The organism is Streptococcus cristatus, assembly GCF_003944225.1.
GTDB lineage: Bacteria > Bacillota > Bacilli > Lactobacillales > Streptococcaceae > Streptococcus > Streptococcus cristatus_K.
In genome coordinates this window covers 187,305-204,213 of the sequence record NZ_RJPN01000003.1, presented here as the reverse complement: position 1 = coordinate 204,213, position 16,909 = coordinate 187,305, and the positions used below count along the sequence as shown (strand labels likewise).

At 43.7% G+C, this 16,909-nt stretch carries 14 protein-coding genes; 10 read left to right on the top strand and 4 right to left on the bottom strand.

Annotated elements, in window-relative coordinates; all coding sequences use genetic code 11:
- The coding region (locus tag D8797_RS05455) for a collagen-flanked surface repeat-containing protein (RefSeq protein WP_125379572.1) at positions 1-3,084 on the top strand (3,084 nt) is incomplete at its 5' end.
- 117 nt (positions 3,085-3,201) lie between these two features.
- Positions 3,202-4,350, top strand: a complete 1,149-nt coding sequence (locus D8797_RS05450; protein WP_125379571.1) for a glycosyltransferase — start codon at positions 3,202-3,204, stop codon at positions 4,348-4,350.
- 172 nt (positions 4,351-4,522) lie between these two features.
- On the opposite strand, the gene pepT is transcribed toward D8797_RS05450, so the two are convergent.
- Positions 4,523-5,746 (bottom strand): peptidase T, encoded by a 1,224-nt coding sequence (pepT, locus tag D8797_RS05445; protein WP_125379570.1) that lies wholly within the window; start codon positions 5,744-5,746, stop codon positions 4,523-4,525.
- 282 nt (positions 5,747-6,028) lie between these two features.
- Here pepT and D8797_RS05440 point away from each other — a divergent pair, with 282 nt between their 5' ends.
- From D8797_RS05440 to D8797_RS05425, 4 genes are all read left to right on the top strand, one after another.
- Positions 6,029-6,661, top strand: a complete 633-nt coding sequence (locus D8797_RS05440; protein WP_125379569.1) for a copper homeostasis protein CutC — start codon at positions 6,029-6,031, stop codon at positions 6,659-6,661.
- Between the two features lie 11 nt (positions 6,662-6,672).
- Positions 6,673-7,344, top strand: a complete 672-nt coding sequence (locus tag D8797_RS05435; RefSeq protein WP_125379568.1) for an MmcQ/YjbR family DNA-binding protein — start codon at positions 6,673-6,675, stop codon at positions 7,342-7,344.
- Positions 7,345-7,456: 112 nt separating this feature from the next.
- On the top strand, positions 7,457-9,205 hold the full coding sequence (locus D8797_RS05430) for an ABC transporter ATP-binding protein (protein ID WP_125379567.1): 1,749 nt from the start codon (positions 7,457-7,459) through the stop codon (positions 9,203-9,205).
- A complete protein-coding gene (locus tag D8797_RS05425) occupies positions 9,202-10,941 on the top strand; it encodes an ABC transporter ATP-binding protein (RefSeq protein ID WP_125379566.1) in 1,740 nt (579 codons plus the stop codon). Before D8797_RS05430 ends, D8797_RS05425 begins: the two co-directional genes overlap by 4 nt.
- 158 nt (positions 10,942-11,099) lie before the next feature.
- Here the strand turns inward: D8797_RS05425 and D8797_RS05415 are convergent, their stop codons facing one another.
- The 3 genes from D8797_RS05415 to D8797_RS05405 form a co-directional block, all read right to left on the bottom strand.
- Positions 11,100-12,407, bottom strand: coding sequence for an aminotransferase-like domain-containing protein (locus D8797_RS05415; protein ID WP_125379564.1), 1,308 nt, complete (start codon positions 12,405-12,407; stop codon positions 11,100-11,102).
- A 138-nt stretch (positions 12,408-12,545) separates the two neighbouring features.
- The gene (locus D8797_RS05410) at positions 12,546-13,058 is read right to left on the bottom strand and encodes a transcription repressor NadR (protein WP_125379563.1); all 513 of its coding nucleotides are present in this window, start codon (positions 13,056-13,058) and stop codon (positions 12,546-12,548) included.
- 38 nt (positions 13,059-13,096) lie between these two features.
- Complete coding sequence (locus D8797_RS05405) at positions 13,097-13,621, bottom strand: ECF transporter S component (protein ID WP_125379562.1); 525 nt, start codon at positions 13,619-13,621, stop codon at positions 13,097-13,099.
- Between the two features lie 207 nt (positions 13,622-13,828).
- On the opposite strand from D8797_RS05405, the gene D8797_RS05400 reads away from it, so the two are divergent.
- From D8797_RS05400 to D8797_RS05385, 4 genes are all read left to right on the top strand, one after another.
- Complete coding sequence (locus D8797_RS05400) at positions 13,829-14,167, top strand: zinc ribbon domain-containing protein YjdM (RefSeq protein WP_005590197.1); 339 nt, start codon at positions 13,829-13,831, stop codon at positions 14,165-14,167.
- 8 nt (positions 14,168-14,175) lie between these two features.
- Positions 14,176-14,802: a Pr6Pr family membrane protein gene (locus D8797_RS05395; protein ID WP_125379561.1), complete on the top strand. Its 627-nt coding sequence runs from the start codon at positions 14,176-14,178 to the stop codon at positions 14,800-14,802.
- A 286-nt stretch (positions 14,803-15,088) separates the two neighbouring features.
- Positions 15,089-15,616, top strand: coding sequence for a bifunctional pyr operon transcriptional regulator/uracil phosphoribosyltransferase PyrR (gene pyrR, locus D8797_RS05390; RefSeq protein WP_005590199.1), 528 nt, complete (start codon positions 15,089-15,091; stop codon positions 15,614-15,616).
- The gene (locus D8797_RS05385) at positions 15,613-16,893 is read left to right on the top strand and encodes a uracil-xanthine permease family protein (protein WP_125379560.1); all 1,281 of its coding nucleotides are present in this window, start codon (positions 15,613-15,615) and stop codon (positions 16,891-16,893) included. The genes pyrR and D8797_RS05385 overlap by 4 nt, the downstream gene beginning before the upstream one ends.
- Positions 16,894-16,909 lie beyond the last annotated feature (16 nt).

Below are 16,909 nucleotides of genomic sequence, written 5' to 3'. Positions count from 1 at the left end.
GATGGCGCAACTGGTGCTACAGGTGCAACAGGAGCTAAGGGTGAAGATGGTAAATCATCATTAACTGAAGTAGTTAACAACAACGACGGTACTCATACTGTTAAAGTTGGTATTGATAAGAATAGTGACGGTAAGCTTGATCCAAGTGAAGTAACTTCAACAACTATCGTCAAAGATGGCGCAACTGGTGCTACAGGTGCAACAGGAGCTAAGGGTGAAGATGGTAAATCATCATTAACTGAAGTAGTTAACAACAACGACGGTACTCATACTGTTAAGGTTGGACTCGATAAGAATGGCGACGGTAAGCTTGATCCAAGCGAAGTAACCTCAACAACTATCGTGAAAGATGGTGCAACTGGAGCTACAGGAGCGACCGGAGCTAAGGGCGATAAAGGTGAAGATGGTAAATCATCATTAACTGAAGTAGTTGATAACCACGATGGTACTCATACTGTTAAAGTTGGAATCGATAAGAACGGCGACGGTAAGCTTGATCCAAGTGAAGTAACGTCAACGACTATCGTTAAAGACGGCGCAACTGGTGCTACAGGTGCAACTGGAGCGGATGGTAAACCATCATTGGCTAAGGTTGTAGACAATAACGATGGCACTCATACTGTTCAAGTCGGTCTAGATAAGAACGGCGACGGTAAACTTGATCCAAGCGAAGTAACCTCAACAACTATCGTTAAAGACGGCGCAACCGGTGCCACTGGTGCTACAGGAGCGACCGGAGCAACTGGTGCAGATGGTAAATCATCATTAACTGAAGTAGTTGATAACCACGATGGTACTCATACTGTTAAAGTTGGACTCGATAAGAACGGAGACGGTAAACTTGATCCAAGTGAAGTAACGTCAATGACTATCGTTAAAGATGGCGCAACTGGTGCTACAGGAGCGACCGGAGCTAAGGGCGATAAAGGTGCAGATGGTAAATCATCATTAACTGAAGTAGTTAACAACAACGATGGTACTCATACTGTTAAAGTTGGACTCGATAAGAACGGCGACGGTAAGCTTGATCCAAGTGAAGTAACGTCAACGACTATCGTTAAAGACGGCGCAACTGGAGCTACAGGCGCAACTGGAGCGGATGGTAAACCATCATTGGCTAAGGTTGTAGACAACAACGATGGCACCCATACTGTTCAAGTCGGACTCGATAAGAACGGCAATGGTCAGTTGGATTCAGACGAAGTAACCTCATCTACCATCGTTAAAGACGGTAAGGATGGTAAGTCTCCATTAGCTGAAGTAGTTAACAACCACGATGGTACTCATACTGTTAAAGTTGGACTCGATAAGAACGGCGACGGTAAGCTTGATCCAAGTGAAGTAACGTCAACGACTATCGTTAAAGACGGCGCAACTGGTGCTACAGGTGCAACAGGAGCTAAGGGTGAAGATGGTAAATCATCATTAACTGAAGTAGTTAACAACCACGATGGTACTCATACTGTTAAAGTTGGACTCGATAAGAACGGCAATGGTAAACTTGATCCAAGTGAAGTAACTTCAACGACTATCGTTAAAGACGGCGCAACGGGAGCGGATGGAAAGCCATCATTGGCTAAGGTTGTGGACAACAACGATGGCACCCATACTGTTCAAGTCGGACTCGATAAGAACGGCAACGGTCAGTTGGATTCAGACGAAGTGACCTCATCTACCATCGTTAAAGACGGTAAGGATGGTAAATCATCATTAACTGAAGTAGTTGATAACAACGACGGTACGCACACTGTTAAGGTTGGAATCGATAAGAACGGTGATGGTAAACTTGATCCAAGCGAAGTAACCTCAACAACTATCGTGAAAGATGGTGCAACTGGAGCTACAGGAGCGACCGGAGCTAAGGGCGATAAAGGTGAAGATGGTAAATCATCATTAACTGAAGTAGTTGATAACCACGATGGTACTCATACTGTTAAGGTTGGAATCGACAAGAATGGTGATGGTAAACTTGATCCAAGTGAAGTAACTTCAACAACTATCGTGAAAGACGGCGCAACTGGTGCAACAGGAGCGACAGGAGCAACAGGTAAAGATGGTAAATCATCATTAACTGAAGTAGTTAACAACAACGACGGTACTCATACTGTTAAAGTTGGACTCGATAAGAACGGCGACGGTAAACTTGATCCAAGTGAAGTAACTTCAACAACTATCGTGAAAGATGGTAAAGATGGTAAGACACCATTAGCAGAAGTAGTTGACAACCAAAATGGAACACACACCATTAAGATTGGTTTTGATACAAATGGTAATGGTAAGCTTGATCCAGATGAAGTAACCTCTGCTACAATCGTTAAAGATGGAAAAGACGGAAAAGATGGCAAGGACGGCAAAGACGGAAAAGATGGTCAAAGCTCACTTGTAACGCTCGTTGAAAATGAAGATGGTAGTGTTACTATTCTTGTTGGAATTGATAAGAATAACAATGGTAAGGTTGATTCTGATGAAGTAACATCTTCTACAATTATCAGAAATGGTAAAGATGGTAAGGACGGCAAAGACGGAAAAGATGGTAAAGATGGCAAGGGTGTAACCGGTCCAACTGGTCCTACAGGTCCAACTGGTCCAACCGGTCCAACCGGTCCAACCGGCCCTACAGGTCCAACCGGTCCAACTGGTCCAACTGGTCCAACCGGTCCAACTGGTCCAACCGGCCCTACAGGTCCAACTGGTCCTACAGGTCCAACCGGTCCAACCGGCCCTACAGGTCCAACCGGTCCAACCGGTCCAACTGGTCCAACCGGTCCAACTGGTCCAACCGGTCCAACCGGTCCAACCGGCCCAACTGGTCCAACCGGTCCAACTGGTCCAACCGGTCCAACCGGCCCAACTGGTCCTACAGGTCCTACTAATCCAATAAAACCAGTAGTTCCAACAGCTCCAACAGTTCCAGCTAAGCCAACAAAACCTGCAGGAACAACCAAAGTAGTAGCTAAGTCAGGAACCCTTCCTAAGACTGGTGACAATAGCAACCATGAAGTAGGTGTGGTAGGCGCAGGACTTCTATCAGCTGCACTTCTAGCTGCCTTAGGTGTTTCTAAGCGAAAAGAAGAAGAACTCTAAGATATTCTCTTTATAAAATTTAAGCAATATCAAGTTTAGAGTAAAACAGAGGCTATTAGGATTATTAAAATTCTACTAGCCTCTAGTTTTGTTGTATTAATGTTTTGGAGGAATTGAATGTCATCAATTGTATTGAATATGATTGTAAAAAATGAAGCCCATATAATTTTGGAAACACTCCAAAATTTGGTCAATTCAATCACATTTGACTACTGGGTCATTTCTGACACTGGCTCCACAGATGGAACGGAAAACCTCATCTTGAACTTTTTTAGTGAGGTGGGAATTCCAGGAGAATTGCACAAAGATGAATGGCAAAACTTTGCACATAATAGAAATTTAGCCCTAAATTATGCAAGAGGAAAGGGAGACTATATTCTAATCTTTGATGCAGATGATTTCGTTGAAGGTAGTTTAAAAATCTCTACTGATCTTGAAGCAGATGCCTATTATCTCAATTTTTCAGATGAGAGTGGAGTTCTTTCATTTCGTCGTGTAGCTCTTGTTAAAAATAATCCAGAAATTTATTGGCGAGGAGTTGTGCATGAATTTATTGAATTGCCTGAAGGTGCCAGTTATGGAAATCTTGTAGGACCTTATTCAGTCATTGCAAGAACAAGAGGCGCACGAAGTCTAGACGATGATAAATATTATCATGATGCAACTGTACTGGCAAATGCTGTTTATAATAATCAAGACCCTGACTTAGAGCCTAGATATACTTTTTATTGCGCGAGATCTTATCGTGATGCAGGTTTATACCAGGAGGCCTTGTCTTGGTTCAAAAAACGTGCAGTTATGACGGATGGATGGTCAGAGGAAGCTTATTATTCTTGTCTAGAAATAGCGCAAATTTATGAAAATGAAGGGAAAGCTCTTGAAGGACGAGAGTATTTGGAAAAAGCTATCCAGATTAACCCTAATCGCGCTGAAGCATGGTCTCAATTAGCTAAATTATATAGAGAATCAGGGCAGCATCACATTGCTTTTGCCTATGCTTATATGGCTAAGGATTTAGAATTGAATCCAGATAGCCTTTTCAGCTGGAACAGGGTTTATGACTATTGGATTCCATTTGAATTGTTAGAAAATGGTGTCAAAATAGGGAATTTTGAAGTTGCCTATCAAGGTTTCAGAGCTTTAATTCTGGCAGGTCAGGCCGATACTTATAAGAACTATTATGAATACTTACCTCAGTTCGAACAGTATCTAGATAATGAGATTATTGAGAAGATTATAGAAGTCATTAACGGTACAGAAGCTTAATTGAATCTGTCAATACAGTTTTTGTCGATTATAACGGCCTGATACATGCCAAACTTTGGAGAGGACCAATTGGTCTTCTCCTTTTTTGCTCTTGGAGCAGTTGCTATTAGCTTAACTTTCAGTTTTAAAAGTCAAAAAAACAGAAATTCGTTATGAATTTCTGTTTTTTTATTTATTCTTGATAAGAGACGATGCCAATGATGGTATCGACAGCGCGTTCCATGGTTTCTAGGCTGACATATTCGAAGCGGCCGTGCATGTTTTCACCGCCGGCAAAGAGGTTGGGAGTCGGGATACCCATAAAGGAAATTTTGGAGCCATCAGTTCCGCCACGGATTGGCTCGATGATCGGCTGGATGTCCAGACTTTCCATGACTGCTTTAGCGATATTGATTGGTGTCATGTCCTTTTCAATAATCTGCTTCATGTTGTAATACTGGTCTTTGAGGGTCAAAATGACGCGCTCGCTACCCAGTTCTTGGTTCATTTTATCAGCAATAGCCTGCATAGCAGCTTTGCGATTTTCAAAAGCCTCTGTCTCAAAGTCGCGGACAATGTAGCTGGCTTGAGCTTCCTCGACAGTTCCGGTCAAGTTCATCAGGTGGTAGAAACCTTGGTAGCCCTCAGTATTCTCTGGACGGTCGGCTTCTGGCAGCTGGTTGTGGAAGTCAATAGCCAGCTGGAGTGCATTGACCATTTGGTCTTTGGCAGTTCCCGGATGGACATTGCGTCCTTGGAAGGTTAGCTCTGCTCCAGCAGCGCTAAAGGTTTCATACTGGAGTTCTCCTAGAGGGCCGCCATCTACTGTGTAGGCAAAGTCTACGTCGAAGTCTTCCGCGTCAAACTTATCAGCTCCGATACCGATTTCCTCATCTGGTCCAAATCCCACTCGGATTTCTCCATGCTTGATTTCTGGATGGGCAGACAGGTATTCGGTAGCAGTCATGATTTCAGCAATACCTGACTTGTCGTCTGCGCCCAGAAGGGTGGTTCCATCAGTTGTAATCAGTGTTTGGCCCTTGTATTTATGGAGACTGGCGAAGTCTGCAGGATCTAAGTTAAAGCCAGATTGACCAAGCGGAATCACACCGCCATCATAATTCTCAATGACCTGCGGCTGGATGTTTTCTGCGTTGAAGTCCGCCGTATCCATGTGGGAAATAAAGCCAATCTTGCGGGTAAAGCTAGGGTCGTTGGCTGGCAGAGTTCCAATCGCAAAGCCGTTGGGCAGGTAGTAGACATTTTCCAAGCCAACTCGCTTCATCTCAGGAATGAGGATATTGTTAGCAAAGTCCACCTGACTCTGGGTACTGGGTGTAGTAGTAGACGTTTCGTCTGAGCGTGTGTTAACTTTGACATAGGTCAGGAAACGATCTAAAAGATTAGGGTATTTCATAAAAGCTCCTTGTTTTCATAGATTAAGTCTATTTTAGCACAATCTTGAACAAAAGACACTCGTAAGTCACCATTTCTCTAGTTGAAAGGTCTTGGAAGATGAGCGCAATGGAAATAGGTGAAAATAAGCCTTATAAACTTGAAGAATAGGATTTTTTGCGAGACTATGAATATAAAATGATTGAGAAAATACAGTGGCAAATATGCTAGAGGCGCATGTTAAAGGAAATTTTGTGTTATAATAAAAAGTAGAAAATCAATATAGTAAATAAGAGGTAGTGCCATGATTTATGAATTTTGTGCTGAGAATGTCACCTTGCTAGACAAGGCTTTAGAGGCTGGAGCGAAGCGGGTTGAGCTGTGTGATAATCTAACAGTTGGTGGAACAACGCCTAGCTACGGTGTCATCGAGGCTGCAGTACGAATGGTTGAGACTTATGATGCGACTGTGATGACCATGATTCGTCCTCGTGGTGGAAATTTTGTCTATTCAGATATGGAAATCGAGATAATGCTTTCGGACATTCAGAAGGCACGTGAGGCAGGGAGTCATGGCCTCGTTTTTGGTGTCTTAAAGGAAAATAATGAGATTGATTATCCTAAGATGGAGCGGCTGCTTGAGGCGGCTCAGGGGCTGGATGTGGTCTTTCATATGGCTTTTGATGCTATTCCTGCTGAGTATCAGTTCGGAGAGCTAGACTGGCTGGTTGAACACGGCGTTAAGAGGATTTTGACTCATGGCGGGCCAGCGTCAGAGTCTATTCTAGAGCATTTGGCTTGGCTGGATGAATTGATTGAGCATGCGGCAGGGCGGATAGAGATTTTACCTGGTGGTGGGATTAACCTAGAAAATCGTGACGAGATTGTTGACGCTCTAGGTGTTGATCAATTGCATGGCACCAAAGTAGTATTTTAGCAGGAAAGTTCATGCTGGATTTATTTGAAAAATACAGGCTGAAGGAAGAAAGTTTGCTGGATTATGGCTTTGTCAGGTCTGGTGCAGAATACAGTTATTCGACTGAGATCATGGCTGGCGACTTCCAGATGAATGTGGTGATTTTTGATGGAAAGCTGGATTTTCAGGTGCTTGACTTGGATACAGGTGATGAATATCGACAAGTCAAGATGGAAAGTATGGCTGGAGAGTTTGTCGGACAAGTCAGGGCGGCCTGTCAGGAGGTTTTGCTGGATATTCGGCAGCATTGCTTTGAGGAAGTAGGCTTTCTTTATGAGCAAAGTCAGCGACTGAGTAGCTATGTGGCTACTACTTATCAGGGACAGTTGGAGTATCTCTGGGAGAATTCTTCTCGTAAAAGCACTAATGGGGCTGCTGTTTTTCGCCATCAGGATAGCAAGAAATGGTACGGAGCTTTTTTGACGACCGATTGGACTAAGTTTGAAAAGGAGCGCAGTGGTGCGGTCGAGGTTCTAAATGTCAAGAGTGACCGAGTTGCGGAACTTATTCAGAAAAAGGGAATTTATCCCGCCTTTCATATGAATAAAAAATACTGGCTCAGCCTGCCCTTGGATGGAACTTTGCCCGACCAGCAACTTTTTGATTTGTTGGACACCAGCTTTGTCCTGACTAAGAAAAGATGAGCATAGTTTGCCTGAGTTTCATTTTTAGATGAAATAGCGTATAATAGAGATAGTGAGAAACGGACAGTCGGATTAAGGGCTGTCCGTCCTTTGTTTGGAATGAGGAAACAAAATGAATCTTATCAGAAAACTGGACTGGTTTTTTAAACTGGAGAAGCGGCGCTATATGATCGGCATTTTGGCCTTGTCTCTGGTCAGTGTGTTTAATCTGATTCCGCCACGAGTCATTGGGCAGGTCATAGATAGAATTGCTAGGAGGAGTCTGACTGCTGGAGAACTTGCTTATAATCTTCTCCTTTTGATTTTGGCTGCTTTTATTATGTATGGTTTGCGTTATGTCTGGCGGCTCTATATCTTTGGCACGGCAAATAATCTGGGACGCATCTTACGCTTTCGGCTTTTTGAGCATTTTACGCGGATGTCGCCAAGTTTTTATCAAAAATACCGAACGGGTGACCTCATGGCTCATGCGACCAATGATATCAATGCGGTGGTTAGCGTAGCTGGTGGTGGTGTTATGTCAGCGGTGGATGCTTCTATTACAGCCTTAGTGACCCTCATCACCATGTTCTTGGTCTTGGACTGGCGGCTGACCTTGATTTCTATTCTCCCTCTGCCCTTTCTGTCTTGGGGAACCAGCTTGATTGGTCGGAAGAATCACGAGAGCTTTAAAGCAGCTCAGGAGGCTTTTTCTGATCTCAACAACAAAGTTCAGGAGAGCGTAGCGGGGATTAAAGTAACCAAGTCTTTTGGCTATCAGAATGCAGAGACTCAGTCCTTTGCAGCTATCAACCAAGAAGTCTACCAAAAGAACATCTTGGCTGCCAAGTACAATTCCCTGTTTGACCCGATGGTGCTGATTTTTGTCGGCTTATCCTATGTTCTGACTTTGATTTTCGGAGGAATGTTTATCTCTCAGGGTCAATTTACAGTCGGTGAACTGGTTACCTTTATGACTTATCTGGATATGCTGGTTTGGCCGCTGCAAGCGATGGGGTACCTAGTGAATATCAGCCAGCGGGGAGCTGTTTCCTGTGAACGGATTGAGAACTTGCTGGCTGAGGAGTCAGATGTAGAGGAAGCCCAGCAGCCACTTGCTAGTATTCAAAATGGCCGACTAGACTATGAGATAGATTACTTTGCTTATGAGAATGAAGCCACTTTGAAGGATATTCACTTTACATTAGAAAAAGGTCAGACCTTGGGGATTGTTGGGCCGACTGGATCCGGGAAGACCACCTTGCTGCGCCTCTTGCTTCGGGAGCAGGATATTCAAGAAGGAGCAATCTATCTGAATGGCCACGATATTCGAGAGTATGCTCTTAAGGATCTGCGTGGTCTGATTGGTTATGTGCCTCAGGATCAGATACTCTTTGCCCTGTCCATTCGGGACAATATCCGCTTCGCCAATCCAGAACTGTCAGATGAGCAAGTCATCCGAGCAGCCCAGCTTTGTGGTGTTTATGAGGATATTAAGGCTATGCCGGATGGTTTGGATACGCTGCTTGGTGAGCGGGGCGTCTCGCTTTCTGGTGGTCAAAAGCAGCGTTTGGCTATGAGCAGAGCCCTCATCATCAATCCAGAAATTTTGATTTTGGATGATTCCTTGTCAGCAGTGGATGCCAAGACCGAGCATGTGATTTTAGAAAATCTCAAGCAGGAACGAGCTGACAAGACGACTATTATCACTGCCCATCGTCTGTCAGCCATTGTCCATGCGGATTTGATTTTAGTGCTGGAGAATGGTCGTATCAAGGAGCGAGGTACTCACCAAGAACTTCTAGCAGCACAGGGCTGGTATGCCCAAACCTATCAAAATCAACAACTATATGAACGTTTCAAGGAGGAGTCTTCAAAATGACAAAACAATCAACTTTTAGACGCCTCCTAGGCTATATGTGGCGCTACAAATGGATTAGCCTATTGGCTCTAGCCTTTATTTTTGCGACAACTCTGGTGACAACGGCCTTGCCCCTCTTGGCTCGTTCTTATATTGACCAGTTTGTCAGTCGAGAGGTAGCCACAAGCGGTCTCTATCTGCTGGTGATTTACTATGGTCTCTTTCTTTTGCGGGTACTCCTTACTTTTCTGGGGCAATATGCTTTTGCACGGGTGGCCTACAGCATTGTCCGTGATCTTCGGCAGGAAACTTTTGCGAATATGCAGCAATTAGGCATGGCTTACTTTGACCAGACAGCAGCAGGGGCTATCGTTTCTCGCTTGACCAACGATACCCAGTCAGTGGCTGATATGTTTAGCAGCATTTTTTCAAATTTTCTCACCTCCATGCTTATCTTGGTGGTGACAATTGCTACCATGTTGGCTTTGAATTGGCGACTGACTCTTCTGATTGTCCTCTTTTTGCCTATCATGCTTGGCTCGATTATCCTATATCAGCGGCTGTCCAATCGCTTGCTCAAGCAAGTCCGAGCTAAACTGAGTGACCTCAACGTCAAACTTTCTGAGAGCATTGAAGGGATGCGGATCATCCAAGCTTTTGGTCAGGAAAAGCGGTTGTTAGAAGAATTTGAAGCAATCAATGCGGAACATCTGGACTTTAGCAATCGCTATCTGAACGTGAACAGCCTCTTTCTACGCCCTGCTATGTCCTTGCTGAAAATCTTGGCTTATGCAGTCATTCTGACTTATTTTGGCTTGAGCTGGCAAGTAGCTGGAGTGACTGCGGGTATCATGTATGCCTTTATCCAGTATGTCAACCAGCTTTTCAATCCCTTGATCGATGTCATGCAAAATTACTCTGTTCTTCAAACTTCTATGGTAGCAGCGGAGCGTGTTTTTGAACTGATGGATCGTCGAGACTTTGAGCCCGAGCAAGCAGAAGAAGGACCTGAGATTCAGGCAGGCAATATTGACTTTCAGCATGTGACTTTTTCCTATGACGGAAAGAGAGAGATTCTAAAGGACATTTCTTTTAGCGTTAAGCAAGGTGAGACGATTGCCTTTGTCGGATCAACGGGTTCGGGAAAATCCTCCATTATCAACCTTTTCCTGCGCTTTTATGAATTTGAGAAAGGCAAAATTCTTATTGATGGCAGAGATATCAGAGACTACAGTCAAGCAGAGTTACGACGGAATATTGGTCTTGTCTTGCAGGATCCCTTTCTCTATTATGGCACCATTGCCTCTAATATCTGCATGTATCAGGAGAGTCTGTCACAAGCAGAGGTCGAAGAAGCAGCTCGGTTTGTTGATGCCCATGACTTTATCAGCCAACTAGCTCAGGGCTATGATAGTCCAGTTACCGAGCGCGGCTTTACCTTCTCTAGTGGCCAACGACAGCTTTTGGCCTTTGCCAGAACCATCGCAACTAAGCCTAAAATCTTGATTTTGGACGAAGCCACTGCCAATATCGATTCGGAAACTGAGGAGCTGATCCAGCATTCTCTCCGGAAAATGCGGCAGGGTCGAACCACTATTGCCATCGCCCATCGGTTGTCCACGATTCAGGATGCCAATTGCATCTACGTTTTAGATAAAGGGCGCATTATTGAGTCTGGTAGCCACGAAGAGCTCTTAGCACAAAATGGGAAGTACAAGAAAATGTACCAGCTGCAGGCTGGAATGTTGGATGCCTGAAAAACAAGGAAAAATTCAAAGAAAAGAGGCTGGGACAAAAGTCCTAGCCTCTCAATTGTCGATCAAGACGCAGTGGTTGAGTGGGCTCTACTCCGCTGATTTCATCAGTTTTTACAGTCCTACTCAACTGTGCGGAGGTGGGATGACGAAATCGAATTCTAACGAATTACCGATTTCTGACCCACTCTCTTTTTTAGGTAGTCTTTAAATTTTTCCAGATTTTCTTTTAAATCATCAAACTGTAGCTTAGCGTAGTGGTAGGGGCAGGTCTGAATGTAGCTGCTTTCAAAAAAGTCCAGCGGCAGCTTGCTGTGTTTGAGGGAGCTGACAGAGGGGAGGGATTGGAGGTCAAAAATCACGCCATCTGTTGTCAACTGGTGGGGCAGAGGGAAATGAAGGTCGTCCAAGAGGAATTGTGCCTTAGTTTTTTCAGTTTCCAGTCGGTTAAGTAAGCCTAGACGATTCTTTTCAAACATCAGATTATCAATATAGAGGGAGAGAGCTTTTTGCATGATGAGGTTACTGTCGTAGTCAACCGCTATTTTATAGGATAGAAAGGTTTCTCGAATCTGAGGTGGCAGAACCAAGGCCGTGATGCGCAGGGCAGGAAAGAGACTGGTAGAAAAAGACTTGATATAGAGGACATGCTGACTGTTATCTAGATAGTGAAAAGGCAGTTCTCGCTTACTATCAAAGTCGGCCAGATAGTCGTCTTCAACGATATAGACATCATAACGCTCAGCGAGGGCAAGGATTTCTTCCTTTTCCTGACGGCTGTATGAATGGCCTAGTGGATAGTGAAAACGGGGAATCGTATAGAAAAACTTAATCCGCCTTGTTTTAAAAATCCTCTCTAACTCTTTCAGGTCAATCCCAGTCGGTTTACGCTCAATAGTCTCATAAGGCAGTTTCTGATTTAGCAGTAAGTCGTTGATCCGATGATAGGTAGGCTGCTCAACCAGAATGGTCTCTTTGTTATTGGGGAAGTCAATCTGAGAGAGAATGTAAAGGGCTTGTTGGGTACCAGAAGTCAGAATCAGATTATCTGCAGAAGTGTAGACAGCCGAGTCCAAGAGCAAGCGCTGGACTGACTGTCGCAACTCCTCCAGTCCTTCTTGCTGGGAGTAGTAGTTAAAAAGATAGTTTTCTCGACCAATCAGCGTTTCATTGACACAAATGCGAAAGTCTTCGTAGGCTTGGTGTCGGTCGTCTGTCACAGCCAGTTCGATATCTTCCTTTTTGTTTTGGTCATTTTCCAAGACATAGTAGCCGCTCTTAGGTACAGCATAGATGTACTTCTGATAACGAAGCTCAATCAGAGCCTTCTGGGCAGTGTCCTTGCTGCAACGGTAGCGGTCTGCCAGCTTGCGGACGGAGGGAATCTTTTGCCCCGTACTAAGTCTTCCCTTTTCAATGTCCCTAATAATTTTATCCATGATGACTTGGTATTTTGTTTTTGCTGCCATTCTGTCCCCCTACAGATTTCTTTCTCTTATTTTACCTTATTTCTAGGAAACTGACAAAGTTTCTTGTTCATTCAAAATATAAAAACCAGCCTTGAATTTCCTTCAAAACTGGTTCAATCTAGAATATTTGCCTCGTGTTTATTCTTGCAGAAAGCCCAGTGTAGCTAAGGCTTCCTCGATATAGTCTAGGTCCTGCTGAGAATCCGCTTCGATTAGATGATAGTGAACTCCATTTGTTAGCTCGGATAAGGCACGAAAATCGCTCTCTGAGACTTGATCTAAAAATTGCTGCACATCGCGACGACAGGTTAATTTTAGATAGGTCTGGATTTCCCCATAGACAGGATGCTCAATCATGATATTCTGCACCCGCCCGCCATTATCAACGATGGCCAAAAGTTCGGCTTCGATATCGTCGGCCTTATGCTTAAGTTTAAAAAGGCGGTGAAAATGAGTAGGCTGATTGCTTTCTTTATAGAGATAGCCCCTATTGGTACTGATAATAGGAGCACCATCGGCACGCAGCAGAGCAATATCCTGAACGATGATTTGGCGAGTGACATGAAATTGTTCCGCCAAAAATTGTCCGTTTAAAGGTTGCCGAGCTTCTTTTAAAAGCTCTAATACATCATTTCTTCGTTTTTTTGTCATATCTTCATTGTAAATCAAATCTCTAGAAGATTCAAGGTTTAGCGAATCTTTTTCAGAGACTGATAGACAAATTTGGCAATGACAAAGTCGACCATGCTGTGAATGATTGTTCCAAATCCAACTAAACCAAAGAGGATATAGAAGGCATTCGCCGGATAGGCTGTTGTCGTATAAAAGAGAATGCAGACCACTACCTCACCAAAGGCATGAATCAGGGCCAGCACAAAATTAAAGATCCAGGTCTTTTTCTGACTGTCCAGTGTTTCAGGATGCTTTTGCAGATAAAGAGCTCCGATAGTACCGAAGAGTAGGTGAGACAGGGCTCTCAGGGTGATGATGAAAGGAAGACCGGACATGAAAAATCCGATGGTAGAGCCGAGGACGACAATTACTGTCATGAGTGGTGAGATGAACATGGCCAGAAAGATAGCAACGTGGCTGGCTAAAGTGAAGGAAGCAGGCGGAATGACAATCTTAATCGGCATAACCAGCGGAATAACGATGGCTAGGGCAGTCAAAAAAGCGGTCAGTGTCATAAACTGATTTTTGGATGTTGGTTTCATAATAAACTCCTTTTAGTTACTGTATATACACTAGAATAGTACATTGTTTTGTCATAAAAGTCAAGAAAGTTTTTTAAAAACAAGTGATTTTCTTTGTCCATTTGTCAAATAAGATAAAATATCGTATAATAAGACGGTAAAATATGGCTGTCATTCGGTTCTTATTCTTTTCTGAATGTCTGTCCACTTATAAGGAGAAATGATTTAATGAATAATTTACCAAATTGCCCAAAATGTAACTCAGAATACGTTTATGAAGATGGTGTCCTCTTGGTTTGTCCAGAATGTGCCTATGAATGGGATCCAGCAGAAGTTGCAGCAGGAGAAGCTGGTCCAGTGGCTATTGATGCAAACGGAAACCAGTTGGCCGATGGGGATACAGTTACCTTAATCAAGGACTTGAAAGTCAAGGGTGCTCCTAAGGATCTCAAACAAGGAACGCGCGTGAAAAATATCCGCATCGTCGAAGGCGACCACAATATTGACTGTAAGATTGACGGATTTGGTGCTATGAAGCTCAAGTCAGAATTCGTCAAGAAAATCTGAGAAGCGCTATGAATAAAAAAGTAATTCTTTCTTATCGCCTCCTTCTTCTTGTTTTGGCTTTTGTAGGGGTCTATCTGGAAATTGCTAAACTTGGCGTGGGAATGCTGATGTACTACACTGTCTTGTCTAATCTTCTGGTTCTATTATTCACCGCCTATCTTATTTTTAGGATGTGGATGGACAATAACTGGGAGAGTTCCAAGCTGTTGCGCGTGAAGGGCGGTGTAACCATGTGTATCATGATTACCTGCGTGGTCTATCACTTGCTCCTAGCTCCGATTGCGACCGATTTTTATCGTTTGGAAAATTTCCTTTGCCATTACATTGTGCCCCTCATGTTTTTCTTTGATACTCTTGTATTTGATAAAACTCGGCAGTATCGTTGGTTTGATCCCATTTCTTGGACAAGTGTTCCGCTAATTTACATGATTTTTGCCCTTATTAACGGCTTTTTCTTGAAAATTGATATTCCCAATGCCAAGGATAAACCCTTTCCCTACTTTTTCCTGAATGTCTATAAGCACGGTTGGCCTTATGTTATCAAGATGTGCTTGATTATCTTTGTGGCCTATCTTGTCTTTGGTTATATTTTTTACGGAATCAAATCTATCTCATTTTCAAAGAAGAAAGCTTAGAGTATTATAGTAGAAAATAGAAAACAGATGTTCTCTGTTTTTTATTTTGTTGAAATGGATTAGCAATTTATCGTGAAAAAAGTTCATTTTTTTCTTGAAATGGAATTGAAATTGTGGTATAGTTATAAACAATTAAATAGTCCTTTAATTCTATCCAGAGAGATAGGCAAGGAGCAAAGTAAAAATGATGGGTGGAGTGTGACAAGTGCGTCTTGTTTCAGCCTGTCTCTATTTTCTGAGGTCTCCTTGCAAAAGGAGGCTTTTTTAATGTTTTTAGGAGGTTTAGATGAAGACAAAGGAAGTTGTCGATGAGATCACCATGAATCGCGCCATCACGCGAATCACCTATGAAATCATCGAGCGCAACAAGGATTTAAGTCAAATCGTTTTGGCAGGCATTAAGACCAGAGGGGTCTTCATTGCCAAACGTATCCAACAACGACTGGCTCAGCTAGAGAAAATTGAGATTCCAGTTTGCGAAGTGGATACAAAGCCCTTCCGAGACGATATCAAGGTCAAGGAAGACACGACAGTGATTCCAGTTGACATTACTGATCGTGAAGTGATTATCGTTGACGATGTGCTCTATACGGGCCGGACGATCCGCGCAGCCATTGATAATCTTGTCAGCAATGGGCGACCATCACGTGTCAGTCTCGCTGTTCTAGTGGACCGCGGACACCGTGAGTTGCCGATTCGGGCAGACTATGTTGGTAAAAATATTCCAACGAGCCACCTTGAAGAGATTATTGTTGAAATGACTGAAAAAGATGGTCAGGACCGAGTTCTGATCGTAGAGGAGGAGACAAGATGAGTCAAGAAGTTAAATACGATGTCCATGATATGCCAAAGCCTGGCTTACTCTTAGGACTTTCATTCCAGCATTTATTCGCCATGTTTGGGGCGACAGTGTTGGTTCCGATTCTGGTGGGAATTGACCCAGCGGTAGCCCTGTTTTCAAGTGGTTTGGGAACGCTGGCTCACTTGACAGTGACCAAGTACAAAATCCCTGCTTATATGGGTTCCAGCTTTGCTTATATCGCTGCCATGCAAATCTTAATGAAGACAGATGGGATTGCTGCGGTTGCGCAAGGTGCTATCACGGGTGGTTTGGTCTACTTCATCGTAGCCCTCATCGTGAAATTCGCAGGGAACGCTTGGATTGATAAGATTTTGCCGCCAGTAGTGGTGGGGCCGATCATCATGGTGATTGGTCTGAGTCTAGCGGGTACAGCTGTTGGCGATGTGATGTATAAGACTGTTGGAGACCAGAAGGTTTACGATATCACCTACTTTGCTATCGGGATGGTAACTCTTCTCTGTGTCATTCTCTTTAACATCTACGGTAAGAAAATCGTTGGTATTATTCCAGTTCTGCTGGGCTTGATTGTTGGCTATATCTTCGCTCTGATTGTCGGAGCGGTGACAGGTCAGGAGATTATCTCTTTTGCCAACGTGACAAAAGCTTCTTGGCTCCACGTTCCGCCGATGAATCTTCCGTTTATAGATTATGATTTTAAATTGTATCCAAGTGCAATTCTAACAATGGCACCGATCGCCTTTGTAACGATGACAGAGCACTTTGGGCATGTAATGGTTCTGAATAGCTTGACAGGTAAGGATTTCTTTAAAGAGCCTGGTTTGGATAAGACTTTGGCTGGGGATGGTCTGGCTCAGGTCATCGCGGGTATCTTTGGTGCTCCGCCAGTGACCAGTTACGGCGAAAATATCGGAGTGATGGCGCTCAATAAAATCTACAGTGTTTATGTGATTGCTGGTGCTGCTGTATTGGCGATTACCATGAGTTTTGTCGGAAAAGTGTCTGCCCTGCTCCAATCAATTCCAAGTCCAGTTTTGGGAGGTATTTCCATCGCCCTCTTCGGGGTAATTGCTTCTAGCGGTTTGAAAATTCTGATTGAAGCCCAAACCAATTTTGACAACAAAAAGAACCTGCTGATTGCTAGTGTCGTTCTGGTATCTGGTATCGGTGGTCTGACCCTGCAACTATCAGGTCTGCAAGTTTCAGGAGTTGCCTTGTCAACTGTTCTCGGAATTGCCCTCTATCTCATCATGCCAGAACCTAAAAATTAGGCTGACGAGATTGCTA